General features: G+C 31.3%; 13 protein-coding genes and 3 tRNA genes. 6 read left to right on the top strand and 10 right to left on the bottom strand.

What is annotated here, in order from left to right; all coding sequences use genetic code 11:
• The first annotated feature begins 8 nt into the window (after positions 1–8).
• The 4 genes from HM985_RS15645 (at position 9) to HM985_RS15660 (ending at position 5,444) form a co-directional block, all read left to right on the top strand.
• Positions 9–455, top strand: a complete 447-nt coding sequence (locus HM985_RS15645; RefSeq protein ID WP_179377157.1) for a response regulator — start codon at positions 9–11, stop codon at positions 453–455.
• Positions 456–974: 519 nt separating this feature from the next.
• On the top strand, positions 975–3,113 hold the full coding sequence (locus HM985_RS15650) for a catalase (RefSeq protein ID WP_179377158.1): 2,139 nt from the start codon (positions 975–977) through the stop codon (positions 3,111–3,113).
• 448 nt (positions 3,114–3,561) lie between these two features.
• Positions 3,562–4,407 carry an SDR family oxidoreductase gene (locus HM985_RS15655; protein WP_179377159.1) on the top strand — a complete coding sequence of 282 codons (846 nt, stop codon included), beginning with the start codon at positions 3,562–3,564 and terminating at the stop codon, positions 4,405–4,407.
• 596 nt (positions 4,408–5,003) lie between these two features.
• The gene (locus HM985_RS15660; RefSeq protein WP_179377160.1) at positions 5,004–5,444 is read left to right on the top strand and encodes a hypothetical protein; all 441 of its coding nucleotides are present in this window, start codon (positions 5,004–5,006) and stop codon (positions 5,442–5,444) included.
• A 713-nt stretch (positions 5,445–6,157) separates the two neighbouring features.
• Here the strand turns inward: HM985_RS15660 and HM985_RS15665 are convergent.
• From HM985_RS15665 to HM985_RS15675, 3 genes are all read right to left on the bottom strand, one after another.
• Positions 6,158–6,231: transfer RNA gene (locus HM985_RS15665), tRNA-Arg, on the bottom strand.
• A 33-nt stretch (positions 6,232–6,264) separates the two neighbouring features.
• Positions 6,265–6,339: transfer RNA gene (locus HM985_RS15670), tRNA-Pro, on the bottom strand.
• Positions 6,340–6,390: 51 nt separating this feature from the next.
• Positions 6,391–6,479: transfer RNA gene (locus tag HM985_RS15675), tRNA-Ser, on the bottom strand.
• 214 nt (positions 6,480–6,693) lie between these two features.
• On the opposite strand from HM985_RS15675, the gene HM985_RS15680 reads away from it, so the two are divergent.
• The gene (locus HM985_RS15680; protein ID WP_179377161.1) at positions 6,694–7,287 is read left to right on the top strand and encodes a hypothetical protein; all 594 of its coding nucleotides are present in this window, start codon (positions 6,694–6,696) and stop codon (positions 7,285–7,287) included.
• Here the strand turns inward: HM985_RS15680 and HM985_RS15685 are convergent.
• From HM985_RS15685 to tsaD, 7 genes are all read right to left on the bottom strand, one after another.
• Positions 7,282–8,472, bottom strand: coding sequence for a class I SAM-dependent methyltransferase (locus tag HM985_RS15685; protein ID WP_179377162.1), 1,191 nt, complete (start codon positions 8,470–8,472; stop codon positions 7,282–7,284). The two genes, HM985_RS15680 and HM985_RS15685, sit on opposite strands and share 6 nt — an antisense overlap.
• A 7-nt stretch (positions 8,473–8,479) precedes the next feature.
• Positions 8,480–9,568: an AI-2E family transporter gene (locus HM985_RS15690; RefSeq protein WP_179377163.1), complete on the bottom strand. Its 1,089-nt coding sequence runs from the start codon at positions 9,566–9,568 to the stop codon at positions 8,480–8,482.
• Positions 9,569–9,616: 48 nt separating this feature from the next.
• A complete protein-coding gene (locus tag HM985_RS15695) occupies positions 9,617–10,120 on the bottom strand; it encodes a TrmH family RNA methyltransferase (RefSeq protein WP_179377164.1) in 504 nt (167 codons plus the stop codon).
• Positions 10,121–10,165: 45 nt separating this feature from the next.
• Positions 10,166–10,807 (bottom strand): DUF4159 domain-containing protein, encoded by a 642-nt coding sequence (locus HM985_RS15700; RefSeq protein ID WP_179377165.1) that lies wholly within the window; start codon positions 10,805–10,807, stop codon positions 10,166–10,168.
• Positions 10,808–10,811: 4 nt separating this feature from the next.
• Positions 10,812–11,516: a 16S rRNA (uracil(1498)-N(3))-methyltransferase gene (locus HM985_RS15705; protein ID WP_179377166.1), complete on the bottom strand. Its 705-nt coding sequence runs from the start codon at positions 11,514–11,516 to the stop codon at positions 10,812–10,814.
• Positions 11,516–12,148, bottom strand: a complete 633-nt coding sequence (locus HM985_RS15710; protein WP_179377167.1) for a peptidylprolyl isomerase — start codon at positions 12,146–12,148, stop codon at positions 11,516–11,518. The genes HM985_RS15705 and HM985_RS15710 overlap by 1 nt, the downstream gene beginning before the upstream one ends.
• A gap of 169 nt (positions 12,149–12,317) precedes the next feature.
• A complete protein-coding gene (gene tsaD, locus HM985_RS15715) occupies positions 12,318–13,340 on the bottom strand; it encodes a tRNA (adenosine(37)-N6)-threonylcarbamoyltransferase complex transferase subunit TsaD (protein ID WP_179377168.1) in 1,023 nt (340 codons plus the stop codon).
• A gap of 186 nt (positions 13,341–13,526) precedes the next feature.
• On the opposite strand from tsaD, the gene HM985_RS15720 reads away from it, so the two are divergent.
• Positions 13,527–17,915, top strand: coding sequence for a translocation/assembly module TamB domain-containing protein (locus HM985_RS15720; protein WP_246285046.1), 4,389 nt, complete (start codon positions 13,527–13,529; stop codon positions 17,913–17,915).
• Positions 17,916–17,946 lie beyond the last annotated feature (31 nt).

Raw genomic sequence — 17,946 nt, forward strand, 5'->3', positions numbered from 1 at the left:
GTATACATATGAGTGCTGATTTGGTCCATATAATATTAACAGATGATGATGAAGATGATAGATTACTCTTTAGTGAGGCATTGGATGAAATATCCATAAAAACTAATTTGTTGCTTTTTGAACAAGGACAAAAATTGATGGATTATCTTTTTCAACCTGAGATTATACTTCCTGATATGATATTTCTCGACCTCAATATGCCCATAAAAAATGGATTGCAAAGTTTAATCGATATTCGTAATCATCCTAGATTAAAGGATATACCTATAGCGATGTATTCTACATCTCTGGCAGATAAAGATATTAATGATTCTTTTTTAAGTGGTGCAAATCTGTACGTAAACAAGCCAAATTGCTTTAATTTACTAAAAAAAAACCTGGAACAAATTCTTCAACTGAATTGGAAAAATCACAAGCAAAATTTAAGTAAGGATAGTTTTCTTTTCCGTATTTAGAGCGACTTAAAAAGAGCTCAAATTAACGATTCTACTTCTTACTGAGGTTGATTTCATATTCAATCTTTGTTTTAATTTGAAATGGATGTCATCCTTAATTTATATCTGAGATAAGATCATTATTCTTTTTTTTGACATCATCCAGACTCTTCTTTTCATTTTTAATTTATTTAGCTAACACTACTTTTAAATTTATAATTTTTAAGTTCAAATTGAATTAAGTTCAAATTAAATTAAGTTCAAATTGAATATGGTGTCCGTTATTTATATCTTAGCTGTTGCCTCAAACTAATGCCTAAATATTCTAATAACACCTTACAATGAGAGCCTTTTCATTTGTAAAAGCGGCTCAAAAAGCCTTAAGTTTTTCTGAGTTTTCACTAGCCATACCTGTTTATATGAGGTCATTTTTTTTTTAATTGCGTTAATCTAAATCTTTAAAAATAAGCACTTTTGATTTTATTATATAAGTAGAAAATTAATACTGATTTATTTATACTAACGAAAAATCATCCCAATATGGCAAATGACGAGAATAATCCACTTGAATCAAAAAAAACACAAGATTTAAAAGCGTCTCACAAGACTATGGATGGCACCGCAATGACGACAAATCAAGGCTTAAAAGTTAACGATACCAATAATTCCTTAAAATCAGGAGCACGCGGTTCTACGCTTTTGGAAGATTTTATATTACGTGAAAAGATAACAAACTTTGATCATGAAAGAATTCCAGAGCGTATTGTGCATGCCAGAGGTAGTGGAGCTCATGGTTATTTTGAGCTTTATGACAGTATAGAACAATACAGTAAGGCTGGAATATTTACAGATGTTAATCGTAAAACCCCGGTTTTTGCTCGATTTTCAACCGTTGCAGGATCTAAAGGTTCTACCGATTTAGCACGTGACGTTCGTGGATTTGCAGTTAAATTTTATACAGAAGAAGGTACCTGGGATTTAGTAGGTAATAATATGCCAATCTTTTTTATTCAAGATGCCATGAAATTTCCAGACTTAATTCACGCCGTGAAACCGGAACCCAATAAAGAAATTCCTCAGGCAGCTTCTGCTCACGATACGTTTTATGATTTTGTGTCTCGTACTACCGAAACCCTTCATAATCAAATTTGGGTCATGAGTGATAGAGCCATTCCTCGTAGTTTTCGAATGATGGAAGGTTTTGGTATTCATACGTTCAGATTAATTAATGAAAAAGGAGACTCTCATTTTGTGAAGTTTCATTGGAAACCAAAATTAGGTGTGCATTCTGTGACTTGGGATGAGGCCGTAAAGATTAGTGGAGCAGATTCCGATTTTCATAGACGTGATTTATGGGATGCTATTGAAGCAGGAGCATATCCAGAGTGGGAGTTAGGCGTTCAAATAGTGCCTCAAGAAGATGAATTTAAATATGATTTTGATTTACTAGATCCTACAAAATTGATTCCTGAAGAAATGGTTCCAGTACAAATTATTGGAAAAATGACTTTAAATAGAAATCCGGAAAATTTCTTTGCAGAAACCGAGCAGGTAGCTTTTTTACCAGGTCATATTGTTCCAGGAATAGATTTTACGAACGATCCTTTGTTACAAGGCCGCTTATTTTCATATCGAGATACGCAATTGTCTCGATTAGGCGGACCTAACTTCCATCAAATTCCTATCAACCGTCCTGTAGTAGATACGCATAATAACCAGCGAGATGGTAAAATGCAAATGGATATTCCTAAAGGCCAAACCGCATACTTCCCAAATAGTTTAGGTGGTGGTTGTCCTCATTTATCCAAAATAGCTGAAGGTGCTTTTCATTCCTATGAAGAACGTATTGATGCTAAAAAAATAAGAACACGTAGTGAAAGTTTTAATGATCACTTTTCACAGCCTGCATTATTTTATAGAAGTTTATCTGCATGGGAACAACAGCACGTGGCCGATGCCTATACCTTTGAACTCGGTAAATGTAATCATCAGCACATCCAGGAACGTATGTTATGGGTTGTCGCTCAAATTGATACTGATTTAGCAAAAAAAATAGCAAAAGGTTTAGGCCTTGAAATTCCAAAATCTATAGAACAGCCTGTCAATCAAGCTATAGGAGCAGATGCTGAGGTGGAAAAACAACAACCCCCAAAAAAGAAAAACTATCTCGATGCTGCTCCCTCGTTAAGTCAAGCAAACACTAAGTTTGAAAGCATTGCCACGAGGCAAATTGCTGTATTGGTAGCAGATGGTTTTTCAATGAAAAATTTTAAAAAAATAAAAGATATTCTTGAGAACAAAGGAGCTGTTATAAAATTAATAGCCCCTCACGGTGGTCAAGTGAAGTGCGACGAGAATATGGAACATAAGGTAGATGCCGCTATTATGACCACTGAAAGTGTGTTATTTGATGCCATATATGTTCCAGGAGGTAAAGTATCTATTGAAGCATTAAGGCAAGAATCAAAATTTATAAAATTTATAAATGAAGCTTTTAAGCATTGTAAAGTCATTGCTACAGATGCCGAAGGCGAAGATTTAATTAATGATACTTTCGCCTCGAAATATAAGGAGGATGCAGCCCTTTTAATAAATAGAAATCCTACGGATTTTGTAAATGCTATTGCAAAGCATCGCCATTGGGATAGACTGGAAATGGTTAAAAACCTACCCGTCTAAAAATCTAATACGGGAGTGAGATTTTAATTTGAGAAATTAGTTATTAGGTAAACGTTAGTGACTCTATTAATCAGAGTTTTAATTTTTAGCATCGGAACGCTGATTTCAGGTGAAAATTACCATGATGATGAAAAGCGAAATGCTAATTGTGATATCCAAAATATGATAAATACCCTTAAATATAAGCACAGAAACTAATAGCTCAAAAAGAAAAATAACACTAGCAATTTCAAAATCGTAGACAATAGATGTGGGTTTAGGGGCATCTTTAAATGACTTTATTTAATTTAAATATAGCAATTATAAATCGTTACACAGACCTCATAACCTTGTTGTTAAATGATGCTTTAAAGTTTTGATTGAAAGGGATTGAGTTAACTTTTATTTCATATAAGTTCCGTTTTATTTGATTTAAGTTTTTAATTTGAAAAACTTAAACTTCAAAGTCATGCCTAAAAAAGAGTTTCCAGAGCAAAACCAAACACAACCTGGTAAAGCACATAAAATGAATCCAGAACCAACTCTTATGCGTCCAAGTTATAAGGGTTCGGATAAGTTAAAAGATAAGGTCGCCTTGGTTACTGGAGGTGATAGTGGTATAGGAGCCAGTACCGTTTTGCACTTCGCCAAGGAAGGTGCTCATATCGTTCTCGTTTATTTAGAAGAAACTAAAGATGCACAATCTATAAAAGCCGAAGTAGAACAAATGGGGAGTAAATGTTTACTCATTAAAACCGACTTATCACATGAAGTTAATTGTATCCATTGTCTTCAAGCTTGTATTGAGGAATATGGTCAATTAAACATTGTTGTTAATAACGCAGCGATGCAGTTTCCACAGGATTCTTTACTAGATATAACTAAAAAGCAATTGCATAAAACATTCGAGACTAACATATATCCTTATTTTTATTTAACTAAAGCAGCGTTAGAATACTTAACGGAAGGCGATACCATTATAAATACGAGCTCTGTTACAGCATATAGAGGTAGCGAGCATTTAGTTGATTATGCAAGTACGAAAGGAGCAATAGTAGGTTTTACAAGGTCTTTATCGGCACAATTGGCTTCTAAAAAAATTCGGGTTAATGGTGTTGCCCCAGGCCCTATATGGACCCCTTTAATCCCTTCGAGTTTCGATGATATATCAGATTTTGGACAAGATACACCTTTAGGTAGAGCAGGACAACCCAGTGAAGTAGGTCCTGCGTACGTATTCTTAGCTAGTGAAGATAACAGTTATATTACAGGACAATTCATTCATGTTAATGGTGGTGAAATTATAGGAAGTTAAAAATCATCAATTAAAAATTTGTATATTAGGATGGATTCAAATGCATATACGTTTGATCTATTGAACCTATTATTTGGTGATTATACCTTGTTAATTTATTTTGAAATTATAATACATGTACTCATTATTTTGAGCTATTGCAAATTATTGTATAGGAAAGCGCGGTGTTCTTGGTTTTGGTAGCGCTGATATCTTAATAATAGTTGATAGGGGGAGTACTATGGAGAGGGGCATGTTTTATCCGATGGTTCCTCTGTCCGTTGCTTTGTTAATCATTACTTAATTGCTGCTTTGTAAAAATTTTATGTGTAGGTTGGCATAACATCGGGACCTGTTAGAAAAAACATTCTGAGGTTATGTCATCATTGGAACCAGGTAAATTACTATAGAATAAGTTTTCTGATGTTGAGTTTATAAATGCGAAGTTTATCTGTTATTAAGCGTATCAGGAATTGAATATTTATCGGAGGTCGAACATTTCTATTGGGAGCACTCAGGGAAGTTGAGTGTCACTTAATACAAACACAAATCCAAGCTTATTGTTTTTGGAAATATAACTTTAGTCATCATAATTTGAGTTTTAATTGATAATTTAAATGAACATATCTTCTTACTTACTAGCCTTATTTACTTCTGTCGGAGCCATGACTCTATTTAGTGCACTGATGAGTGTGATTTTGAAATATGAATTAAGAGAGAATATTCTTCTTTCTAAAGTTATGAGTGGTCATTCTTTAAACCAAAAAGAAAGTCCAAAATATGTAACTTTAGGTTGGTTAGTACATTTTTTAATTGGAGGATTCTTTTTAATGATTTATACCTACTTATGGCTTAATACAGCACTTATTCAACATGTCTTGGGCTCTATAGTGTATGGTGTAATCATAGGTATATTAGGAATATTGGGGTGTACTATACTATTTAAAATAACACCCAATTCACCGAGAATCAATTATAAGGTATTTTATATGCAACTCATTGCAGCCCACATATTTTATAGTTTAGGTAATTTTTTGATTTTCTCACTGTTAGGTTAATGGATTTTTTTATAGTGAGTTAATTTCTGTTTTTTATGCAATCTTTAATTTTATATCTGAAAAAGCAATTCGATGTAAATTAGAATAGAATATATTCATATTTTTATAACAACTTGACGCAACCAATTTCGAATTTATACATCTACTAAAAAAATGAAATTTATCGATATGAAAACAAAATTCACATTGATTATTTCCTCCCTATTTTTATTAGTTTCTTATTCAAGGGATGACGTTTTTTCACGAATAGAAAATGTTATATCTGGAAAAAAATGGACGCTTGAGATTGGCAGTAGACCTTCAGAGGTTTATGAACAGCTTCAAGAATTAAGTCAATAAAAACTTATTTTAATTGTTTGTTGCTAGGCTTTGTCTAGTATTATATTAAAAATGTCTTTCATAACATCTCTAAATATGATATCTCTGATAGAATAAGAGTTTTTGAATATATCCTAAATTGAAATTATATTCGTGGTATTTGCCACCATATTTTATTAAAATAGTGTTAAAAATCAATTTGTGTGCGTAAAGTGTGCGTAATCGAGAAATCTTATAAAAATAATTTCACCTAATAATTAATCTTTAGTCATAATTTTTGTTCAATTCAGACTTGTTCTTGTTAATTATTAGTAGGTGTATCCTTTTGATTTACAGTTTAATATAAGTGTTTTTTAGACACAAAAAAGCCTCAACATAAATGTTAAGGCTTTTTGTGATCGCACTAGGATTCGAACCTAGGACCGCCTGCTTAGAAGGCAGGTGCTCTATCCAACTGAGCTATGCGACCATTCAGAGTAAAACTCTAAAAATTCAATAAAAGTCGGGGTGGCAGGATTCGAACCTGCGGCCTCCACGTCCCAAACGTGGCGCGATAACCGGGCTACGCTACACCCCGAATTGGTTATCTTAAAAAATACTTACAGTGCAATTACTGTAGTAAATTTTGCGGAGAGACAGGGATTCGAACCCTGGGTAAGTGTTTCCACCTACGACGATTTAGCAAACCGTTCCTTTCGGCCACTCAGGCACCTCTCCAATATTTTAAAAGAACATATCCTTTAATTGCGGGTGCAAATATATATTAACATTTAAAATAACACAAGTTTTTTAGTGAGTTTTTTATAGAAAAAAGAACATTATTTTTAATTGTTTTTTTAACTGTATATTTATCAGATATATAAGATTATTAGTTGTTTTATTTTATTATTAAAATAATATTAAAACTAGTACTTCTGTTCTAAATTATAATATGTCTAGCTATAAAAATGATAGAGCTTTTACAGATTATGTGCATAAAAATATTGCACTACCCATTATTTATAAACCTATATTTTGGCAAGAAGTAAAATTAAAAAAAGAATATGCTAAACATATAGACATGTTAGACGGTATTGATTATGTATTTAGAAATGGGAATTCTATTATGAGCGTACAAGAACGTTTTAGAGAAGAAAAATATAAATCGTTTACAGATTTTACTATTAGATATAGACGTGATAAAAATAAACACAAGGAAAGGCACGAATCTGAATATTATAAAATGAAAGCACACTATTTTACTTATGGTATTTTAGATTGCACTAAAAAGACAGCATCTAAATCATCTACATTTTTAAAATATGTTATAATTGATTTAAAAAAAGTATATGAGAAAATCGATTCTGGTGAAATATTTATTTCAGATGATAATAAAAATTATTGTGAAATTGTTGAGGATAGTCGTATAAGCTGCCCTGTTAAGTACAATAGAGATGGTTCATCTTCATTTTTTCCTATTGATATTTCTTATTTAGTGAGGTTATGGGGAAATGATATGGTTGTAGCGCAAAAAGGCTTCTTATAACAAATCTTGTACTTTAGAACAAACAATAATTATCTTAGAATTCTCATAATCTGTTGTAAAAAATAGATATGTATCTCCTCCATCTTTAATTTTTAGTTTTTTTCTAATATCACTCACGGATATTGGAAAGTTTCGTGTTGTAATATTAGCTTTTGCAATATTTGCTTTGGTAAATGTTTTTTTATTGTAGGGTAGAATATTATCGATCTTAAACCGTCTGCCAGGAAAATCTATTAAGTCAATAGAAGTATAAAGATGAGAATGTTTGTGTAATTTATGGAGTCTTAATATTTCACTTACAGAATTAAAACCACCAGATTTTAAAATAGCAGCGTTAGGTTCATATAAATAAGTTAAAGGAAGATTGTAATTTGCTGTAGAAAATGATTCGTCTTTAAAGTTAAAATCAAAAAACTGAGTTCCCCTTTTTATAATATTTACCGTTCTAATAGAAGTGTCATCCTTGTAATCGCGTTCCAAAATCCAAAGTAATTCTTTTACCTCATTATTTACGGCTACAATATGAACTTCTTTTACATTACCTAAATCTGCCAGCGTTGCTGTTAAATCTAATAAAGGAGATGTTTTAATCATCACGTTTTTAGAGTATTTTAAAAATACATCTTTATGCGTTTTAATGTTAGGCTCACAATCTGAAAGTAAAAAGACTTTTTGTTTAGAATGATCTCTTCGAGACGGATCAATATAAATCCAATCAAATGGTTTATTAATGCGTTTTAGGCTTTCAATACCATTAAAGCTTACACAATTAATATTTGAAACATTTAAGGCTTTAAAGTTGTGTGCAACAAGTTCTGAAAGCTTTGTGTTAATTTCGCAATGTGTCACTTCTCTAGCTTGTTTTGAAAAGTAATAGGCATCTACACCAAAACCTCCTGTAAGGTCAATAATAGTATGGCCTGTAATTAAAGAAGATTTGTAATCTGCTGTAATTTCAGAAGATGTTTGTTCTATGTTAAGTTTGTTTGGATAGTATATGTTTTCAGTGCAGAACCAAGTACTAAGCTTTTTTTGACAACGCTTTTTAGCTTCAATCTGTTCTATTATTAATTTAGGATCTACGTTTTTAAAAGGTAAACCTTTCAGTAATAATTCTGAAGGATTAGAATCTATATGTTTAGTTATAAATTCTTGAATTTCAATATTTAAAATCGCTGTGTTCAAAATTAAATTATAAACCTTTAGTAAGTTTTTTAACAATATTATAATCTGATAAAAATTCCTTTAAAACAACTTTTAAAGCAGTGTAGGTTGGTATAGCAACAATCATCCCTACAACACCAAATAAGATACCTGCGATAATAATTATTAAGAAAATTTCTAAAGGATGAGATTTTACACTCTTTGAAAAAATATAAGGTTGGCTGAAAAAATTGTCAACCAATTGTGCAAAGATAAAACCAATCATTACATAAGTCGTTTTTGGTAAAATAACTTCGCTAAAGCTTTCTCCAAGATTACTAGACATACTTAAAAGCAGCATTAAAAAGCCACTAACTAGAGGACCAATATAAGGTACTAAGTTTAAAAGTGCACATAAAAAAGCAATGACGATAGCATTATCAATTCCGAAAATTAATAGCACAATGGTATAGATTATAAATAGAATTAAAATTTGAAATATGAGTCCAACAAAGTAGCGAGATAATAGATCTTTTATCGCTGCAATAGATCGTTTAGAGCGATCTTCATTACCATTAGGAATAAAAGTCATTAAGCCATCTTCAAATAATTTGCTATCTTTTAAGAAGAAAAAGGATATAAATAGAACTGAAAATAAGCCAATACTAAAACTGCCCAAGCCACTTATAAAACTGTTAAGAAAGTTAGGTATAATAGCAAAATCTAAATTAGAAAAGAGGTTTGAATCTTTTATAGATTGTTCAACATCAATATGATTAAATTGAAAATAGGTAACAATCTGGTCATAAAGATTTTCAATATTACCTTGAAGTTGTTCTATATTAAGTAACGCTAAATTGTGACCCTGCTCAATAATGAGAGGAATAAATAGGCCAACCAAACCAACTAAAAGCCCAATAAGCAAAAGCATTGTTGTAACCACTGCAATTGTGTTGTTAAATTTTAGATTGTTTCTTAAAAATAGAATTATTGGTCTTCCGATTAAAGAAATAACCACAGCAATAGCGATGTAAACAATTACAGACTGGATTTTAAAAAGGAAGTATAACACCAAAATAACAGTGACTATAACTCCTAATGCTCTTAAAATTCCTTTAGAAATTGTTTTTGATTTCATCTGTATTTATTTACTCAAAGATGCTGAATTAAATTCAGCAAGGCAAATTTAGAAATTAAGTTGTTTGGTAAGTTCGTAAAGCGCAATGCTTGTAGCTTGTACGACATTCATACTACTATTATTGCCAAACATGTTAATATGTACCGTAGCATCTACTTGTTTTAAAATAGAATCAGATACACCAAAATTTTCATCTCCTAAAATTATGGCAATAGGCTGATTGGTTTGAAGCTTAAATTCGTTTAAAGGTTGACTGTTTTCTGAGATTTCTAATGCAATGAGATAATAGTTATTATTTTTTAAATCCTGAATAACGTTTTCAATATCTTTTTTTATAGAATGTACAACGTATTTTTCTGTAGAACGCGAACTTTTAGTCATGCGCTTACCAAGTTGAATATCTGCACCACAAAATATTAATTCTTCTATACCAAAAGCATCCGCAATTCTAAATAAACTCCCCATGTTTGGAGCGTTTGAAACATTATCGCAAATAACTTTAATAGGGTGTTTTTGTTTTTTAAAGTTGGTATTATAGTGGTTTAGTTGCATTTGAATGAGTAATAAACTGATATGATATTTTGTCTAATGTATAGTTTAATTTTCAAAAACATACTTTACAATATTAGCGCCCATTTTAAGCGCCTTTTCTCTGACGTCTTCAGGATCATTATGTACCTCGGGATCTTCCCAACCATCTCCTAAATCACTTTCAAAAGTGAATAATAGAACCAATCTGTTATCCTTAAAAATTCCTAAAGCTTGTGGTGCTTTTCCATCGTGTTCATGGATTTTTGGTAAGCCGTTAGGGAAATCAAAAGCAGCACTAAATATTTTATGATCTTTAGGGATTTCGATTAATTCGCTATTAGGAAATACCTTTTTCAACTCTTTGGTAATATAGGGGGCCATTCCATAATTGTCATCAATATGAAGAAACCCACCTGAAATAAGATAATTTCTTAAATTTTCGGCATCTCCATCACTGAAAAACACATTTCCATGCCCCGTCATATGTAAAAAAGGAAATTGAAAAATATCAATACTTCCTGCTTCTACAGTTTGAATGTTTTCATTAATACTAGTATCTATATTGTCATTACAGTATTTTACTAAATTAGGTAATGCTGTTGGGTTACTATACCAATCTCCTCCGCCTTTGTATTTTACAATGGCAACATCTTGAGAAAACAATAAAGCAGTAAAAAAGGTAAAATATAGCGTAAATATGATTCTCATGTGTTTATTCATTTAAAAAAGCAACAGAGTGGCAAGCGGCAATGGCTGCTGTTTCTGTACGTAAACGTGTCTCACCCAAAGTTACAGGAATAAAATTGTGTTGCAACGCCATTTCAATTTCTTTAACGCTAAAGTCACCTTCGGGGCCAATTAATATGGTACAATTACTTGCTGGTTTTAATTGCGATTTTAAAGATTTTTTATCTGTTTCTTCACAATGTGCAATAAAGATTTGATCCGTAAAACCTTGACTAATAAAATCCTTGAAGCTCATCGGGTCATTAAGCTTTGGTAAATAATATTGCAAAGATTGTTTGGTTGCAGATTGAAGAATTTTTTCAAAACGTTCTAGTTTTACTATCTTTCTTTCGCTATGATCACAAAAAATAGGTGTAATTGTTTCAATTCCTATTTCAGTTGCTTTTTCTAGAAACCATTCATATCTGTCATTCATTTTTGTTGGAGCAACAGCTAAGTGAAGATTGTAATTTCGTTTTGGTTGTAAGCTTTTAGAGTGGATTTTTACGGAACAATGTTTTTGATCTGCTAAAGTTAATTCTGCATTAAAAAGCCAACCTTTACCATTGGTGATTTGTAAGGTGTCTCCAATGGTTTTTCTTAAAACTTTTACAATATGCCGGCTTTCGTCTTTATCGAAATTAAAGCTGGAATCCTTTTCTGTGATATGTTGGTTGTAAAACAATTGCATTATTCAATAGCTTCAGTAAATTTTAAAACAGTAACTTCTTCAATTAGTGTTACAGGTTCGGTTTTTACAATTAGATAATAAATTTTATGTTCTGTATCATCGGCCATAAAAGCTTCGTCAACAGGATGATTTTCTTTAAAAGCAATGGCGTCAAAAGCTTCAGACATTTCACCCTCTTTAATCCATCCTGTATCACCTCCCATTTTAGCAGTAATACCTTCAGAGTTATGTTTGGCTAAGTCTTTAAAACGGTAACCTTGTATGTATTGAGATAATACTTTTTTCCGTCTAGATATAGCGTCATCATCTGATGTGTTAGCGGCTTTAAATTCAATAATTCTAAATTTAGCATAATTAACATCAGCCTTATCAATAACTTTGTAAAATGTATTTTTAAAATCTGTTCTAATCACTTTTTTGCCACCTTTAGCCATGCTAAACAACTCATCAGCTAATCTGGTTTTGTGTTTTGCTTTGTTAAAAGTAAATAGTTTTCCTTTTTTAGGTTTGTTCTCTTTTAAAAAGGTTTTTGCTTGTTCTGGTGTAGAAATAGAATCTAATTGTTCTTCTAGGCCTGATTGAGCAAAACTGATAATTGGCAATAAAAATAAGAGCGTAAAAAGATGTTTCATGTTTAATTAATTTTATATGATTTGGGTTGAGTACAAAACAACTAAATTTTGAACGATTATAGAATTAAAGCAAATAAGATGTTAACAGATGTTTTAACAATTTTAAAAATATAACGTAAAAAGAAGTTGTTGTCGGTTTATTTGGGTTTGACTAAAGAAATTGAAATAATTAGAGTTTTAATCGAGCTGTCGCCATCACATTAAAATCGGAAAAATCTTTTTCTAAATATTTTAAATAGCCAACAATAGCAATCATAGCAGCATTATCTGTGGTGTATTCAAATTTAGGAACGTAGCTTGTCCATCCAAATTTTTGTTCAGCATCTTTTAATGCTTTTCTTATTCCAGAATTAGCCGAAACTCCGCCACCAATAGCAATATGATTAATACCAGTTTGCTTCACTGCTAATTTTAATTTGTCCATTAAAATACCAATTATGGTGTATTGTATAGAAGCACAAATGTCATTAAGATTTTCTTCAATAAAATTTGGATTTGCTTTTACTTCGCGCTGAACAAAGTAAAGAATAGCAGTTTTTAAACCAGAGAAACTAAATTTTAATCCCTCTACTTTAGGCTTTGTAAATTTATAAGCTTTTGGGTTACCTAATTGTGCGCGTCGGTCTATTTCTGGTCCTGCAGGATAACCTAGACCTAAAACTTTTCCACTTTTATCGTAGGCTTCACCAACGGCATCGTCAATGGTTTCTCCTAAAACTTCCATATCAAAATAGCTTTTCACTTTTACAATCTGAGTATGTCCACCAGAAATTGTCATGGCTAAAAATGGAAAAGATGGTTTTTTATGATCTTCTTCATCTATAAAATGCGCCAAAATATGAGCTTGCATATGGTTGATATCAATAAGAGGGATATCTAATCCGTAGGCTAAAGATTTAGCAAAAGATGTACCTACGAGTAAAGATCCCATTAATCCTGGTCCTTTTGTAAATGCAATTGCATGTAATTGTTCCTTTTTAATGCCTGCTTTTTCAATGGCTTGGTGTACAACAGGAACGATGTTTTGTTGATGTGCTCTTGAAGCCAATTCGGGCACAACGCCTCCGTACTCTGCATGTATTTTTTGATCAGCTACAACATTGCTTAAAATTTTGTCGTTACATAGTACTGCGGCAGAGGTATCATCGCAAGAAGACTCAATTCCTAGAATGTAAATATTTTCTTTTTCCATAGTCGATATTAGGCACAATAATTGTTAATTTTACCGTTTATAGTCCAATGCTATATTTAACAACGTATTGTAAGGACAAAGGTAATAAGAATTCACACATTAAAACTCATAAAATCTATCAAACGGATACTCAAAATAATAGGAAAATTGGCAGGCATAATAGTGCTCCTTTTTTTTATTTTGTTTTTGATTCTTTCAATTCCAGCAGTTCAAACACGCTTGGGTAGATACATTACGGATAGAGTTAATACTGATTTTAAGACAAATATAAATATCGGAAGAGTTGGTTTTCAGATTAATGGAGATGTAGAGCTTAAAGAGATTTTAATTAAAGATTACAAAAAAGATACCTTAATTAGTGTAGGAGAACTTAATAGTTCTATAATTAGTTTTAGGAATCTATACAAAAGTAAACTTAACTTTGGTGATATAGATCTTCAGAATGTTGTTTTCAATTTAGTGACTTATATAGGTCAGGAAGAAACAAACTTAGATGTGTTTGTTGCAAAGTTCGACTCTGATAATCCTAGAGTTGGTCCGAGTGAATTTCTGTTTTCATCTAGCGATGTTTCTATAGAGAATGGTCTTTTTAGAATGATTAACGAAAATCTAGAAACCCCAAAAATTTTCGAGTTTACAAATTTACAAGCAAATACCACTAATTTTTTAATTAATGGTCCAGAGGTAAGTTCTCGAATAAATAAATTTAGTTTCATAGATAATAGAGGAATAGCTGTTAAGAATTTAATGGCAAATTTTGAATATACCTTAGATCATATGAATTTTGGGGATCTAAGTATAAAAACAGATGCTTCTGAGCTAAAAGGTGACTTACGGTTTGATTATAAACGAGAAGATTTAAAATACTTTACAGACAAGGTTAATATAAAAGCTAGTTTTAGAGAGTCAAATATTTCTTTAACAGAACTTAATGCATTTTTCGACGAGTTTGGTACGAATCAACATGCTAATTTTAATGCCGATCTATCTGGAACATTAAATAATCTTGAAGCTAAAAACCTTAATGTAAGTACATCTAGCAATACAAGAATTATAGGAGATATTACTTTTAAAAATTTATTTAGTAGAGAAGACGATAGTTTTGCTTTACGGGGTAATTTTCAGAATTTAGCCTCTAACTATAGAGATTTAACAGCATTATTACCAAGACTTTTAGGTAATTCTATTCCCACAGTAATTTCTAAGGTTGGAAATTTTAAAATAAAAGGAACCTCATTTATAACAGCTAAAAGCGTTGAAGCAGATTTAGAGATTGATACAGATTTAGGCTTTATAAAATCGAATTTAAAACTGACTAATATTGATAACATTGATAATGCAAATTATATAGGTAATGTAGCATTAGATGAGTTTAATATAGGTGAATTAATAAACGATCCTTTAGTTAAAAACACGTCTTTAAATCTAGATGTTAACGGAAAAGGATTTACCATAAAGAATTTAAACACTAAAGTAACAGGTGATGTATTTGTCTTAAATTATAATAACTATACTTACAGAGATATTATGATTGCTGGTAATCTTGGTAATAGTATCTTTAACGGTATTATGCAGATAGAAGACCTTAACCTTCAACTCGATTTTAATGGGTTAGCTGATTTTTCTGAAGATTTGAAAAAATTCGATTTTAAAGCTAATGTAGGTTATGCTAATCTTAGTAATTTAAATTTCGTAACTAGAGATCGTGTTTCAGAATTTAGAGGGTTAGTTACTATGACAGCAACAGGAACAACCTTAGATAATGCTGTAGGTGCTATTAATATTAAAAATACAACGTATAAGAATCAAGATAATGATTACTCGTTTGAAGATTTTGATATTGTATCTTCCTTTGATAATGAAGAACGCACCATTTCTATAAACTCACCAGATATTATTGACGGAAAAATAACAGGTCAATTTAAAACAAAAGATATCCTTGGTTTAGTTGAAAATTCAGTTGGAAGTATTTATACCAATTATGTACCAAATATAATTGAAGAAGGACAGTATATAGATTTTAAATTCAATATTTATTCTAAAATTGCAGCTGTCTTTTTTAAGGATTTAATACTTGGTAAAAACACGTTTATAGAAGGAAGAATAGAAACAGATGAAAAAGGATTTGAGCTAACATTTAATTCACCAGAAATTAAATTTAAAGATTATTTCGCTAACAATATAAATCTAAATATAGATAATAGCAATCCTTTATATAATACATATATAGAGATTGATAGTTTAAGTACAGGGATCTATAATGCTTCTCAGTTTAGTCTTATTAATGTTACAAAACGAGATACTTTATTAATTAAATCAGAATTTAAAGGAGGAGAAAATAACACAGATGATTTTAAACTCAACTTATTCTACACAATTGATAAGTCGAATAAATCAGTAGTCGGAATAAGAAAATCAGATATTAGATTTAAAGGATATGATTGGTTATTAAATTCTGAAAGAGATAGTCTTAATAAAGTACAGTTTGATCGAGACTTTAAAACATTCAATATTTTTCCGGTTAGTATAGCACATGAAGACGAAGAAATATTAGTTTCAGGTGAAATAAATGATTCATTAAATAAAAAGTTTAATGTCGATTTTAAAGATGTTGAACTAATTAAAATAACACCTAGAATTGATAGTTTAGCGCTAAAAGGTATTGTAAACGGTAAATTGTATGTAGAACAAACTGATGGCGTTTATCTACCCAAATCTAATGTAGAAATCAGTGGGTTGTTTGTTAACGACTACGACTTAGGTAATCTTACGGCTAAAATAGAAGGAAACAATTCTATCACTAATTACGATGTTGATGTAACGCTGATCAATGATAATTTAAAGTCATTTGAAGCAAAGGGAATGATAGATATTTCTAATAAAAACCCTGTTATAGATTTAGATGTAACTTTCGAAGAATTCATGTTAGATCCCCTCAATCCATTAGGAGAAGGTGTAATTAATAATATTAGAGGTTTAGTTTCTGGTTATGCTAATGTTACCGGAAGTTTAAATAAGCCCGCAATTTATGGAGAATTACTGCTTGATAGAGCTGGTTTGTCTATTCCATATCTTAATGTAGATTATGGTTTCGATTTCGATTCTAAAGTATCACTTAGAGGTCAACAATTCATTTTTAATGATGTTGCTATGACCGATTCTAAATACTTTTCAAAAGGAAATTTAAATGGATTCATTGCACACGATAATTTTTCAGATTGGAAATTAGGGTTAGAATTAACTACAGATCGTTTACTCGTTTTAGATACAGAAGAGTCTGAAGATGAATTATATTATGGTACAGGTTTTATTTCTGGTAAAGCAGAAATTAAAGGACCAACCGAGCAATTGGTCATCAAAGTTATAAATGGAAGAACGGAGGCTGGTACCGAGTTTTTTATACCTTTAAATGATTCAGAGAGCTTTGGTGATAACTCTTTTATTCATTTTTTAAGTCCAGAAGAAAAGGCAAATAGGGTAAATGGTGAAATTACACAGCAAATCGAAGTGAAAGGATTGGTGTTAGATTTCGACTTAAATGTTAATGAAAATGCAACGATAGAAATTGTAATAGATAAAGAAGCCGGAAGTACAATTAAAGGAAAAGGAGTCGGAGGCTTAAACTTTTTAATTAATACAAATGGAACCTTTAATATGTGGGGAGATTTTGTGGTGTTAGAAGGATTTTACAATTTTAAATATGGTGGTTTTGTAGAAAAGAAGTTTAGAGTAGAACAAGGGGGAAGTATAGTTTGGGAAGGTGATCCTCTAGGTGCTGAGATTAACTTAAAAGCACTTTATGCAGGTAGCGCAAACCCGTCAGTGCTTTTAGATAACCCTATAAGCCAAAGTATTGATGTAGAAGTTGAAATTCATTTAACGGGAGATTTAGAACAACCAGATCCACAATTTGCATTTAGGTTTCCTAATGTTAGTTCTACAGTAAAATCAGAGTTAGAGTATAGGCTGTCTTCAAAAGAAGAACGAGACAATCAAGCCTTAATCTTTTTAATGTCTGGAGGCTTTTCAAGTGGAGTTACAGGTGCTAATTTTACAGGCACAATATCCGAAAGACTCACCGGGATTGTTAACAATCTTTTCGGAACTAGTAATGGAAATTTAGATGTTGGTTTTGATTTTGAAATAGGTCAAGACACACCAGAGTTACAAACGGATAATAAGGTAGGTGTAACGCTTCAAACAAAAATAAGTGATAAGATTTTGGTTAACGGTAAAGTTGGTGTACCTTTTGGAAGTGCTAGTCAGACAGTTATAAGCGGAGATGTCCAAATTGATTTGCTATTAAATGAAGACGGAACGCTTAGAGCTAAGGTATTTAATAGAGAAAATAGTATTCGTAATTTTGGTGAAGAAATAGGGTATACTCAAGGCGTGGGTTTATCTTACAATGTAGAATTTGATTCCTTTAAAGAATTGCTTCAAATTATCTTTTCAGGAGAAAATGTAAAGGATAAAAGTCAGGAGAAAGAGAGTGAAAAAAAGAAGGCTGATGATAACGACATGCTTCCTGCTTATATGATGATGAAGGATGAAAAATCGAAAACTAAACTATGAATTTCGTAAATTATACAACGTTATTTTAAAT

Origin of the sequence: Winogradskyella wichelsiae, from assembly GCF_013403925.1 — a bacterium.
In the GTDB taxonomy this organism is placed as follows: domain Bacteria; phylum Bacteroidota; class Bacteroidia; order Flavobacteriales; family Flavobacteriaceae; genus Winogradskyella; species Winogradskyella wichelsiae.

Bases quoted from the DNA above. Each gene is read 5' to 3' on its own strand.
- HM985_RS15645 (WP_179377157.1), top strand. From the start codon at position 9: ATGAGTGCTGATTTGGTCCATATAATATTAACAGATGATGATGAAGAT.
- HM985_RS15650 (WP_179377158.1), top strand. From the start codon at position 975: ATGGCAAATGACGAGAATAATCCACTTGAATCAAAAAAAACACAAGAT.
- HM985_RS15655 (WP_179377159.1), top strand. From the start codon at position 3,562: ATGCCTAAAAAAGAGTTTCCAGAGCAAAACCAAACACAACCTGGTAAA.
- HM985_RS15660 (WP_179377160.1), top strand. From the start codon at position 5,004: ATGAACATATCTTCTTACTTACTAGCCTTATTTACTTCTGTCGGAGCC.
- HM985_RS15680 (WP_179377161.1), top strand. From the start codon at position 6,694: ATGTCTAGCTATAAAAATGATAGAGCTTTTACAGATTATGTGCATAAA.
- HM985_RS15690 (WP_179377163.1), bottom strand. From the start codon at position 9,568: ATGAAATCAAAAACAATTTCTAAAGGAATTTTAAGAGCATTAGGAGTT.
- HM985_RS15695 (WP_179377164.1), bottom strand. From the start codon at position 10,120: ATGCAACTAAACCACTATAATACCAACTTTAAAAAACAAAAACACCCT.
- HM985_RS15700 (WP_179377165.1), bottom strand. From the start codon at position 10,807: ATGAGAATCATATTTACGCTATATTTTACCTTTTTTACTGCTTTATTG.
- HM985_RS15705 (WP_179377166.1), bottom strand. From the start codon at position 11,516: ATGCAATTGTTTTACAACCAACATATCACAGAAAAGGATTCCAGCTTT.
- HM985_RS15710 (WP_179377167.1), bottom strand. From the start codon at position 12,148: ATGAAACATCTTTTTACGCTCTTATTTTTATTGCCAATTATCAGTTTT.
- tsaD (WP_179377168.1), bottom strand. From the start codon at position 13,340: ATGGAAAAAGAAAATATTTACATTCTAGGAATTGAGTCTTCTTGCGAT.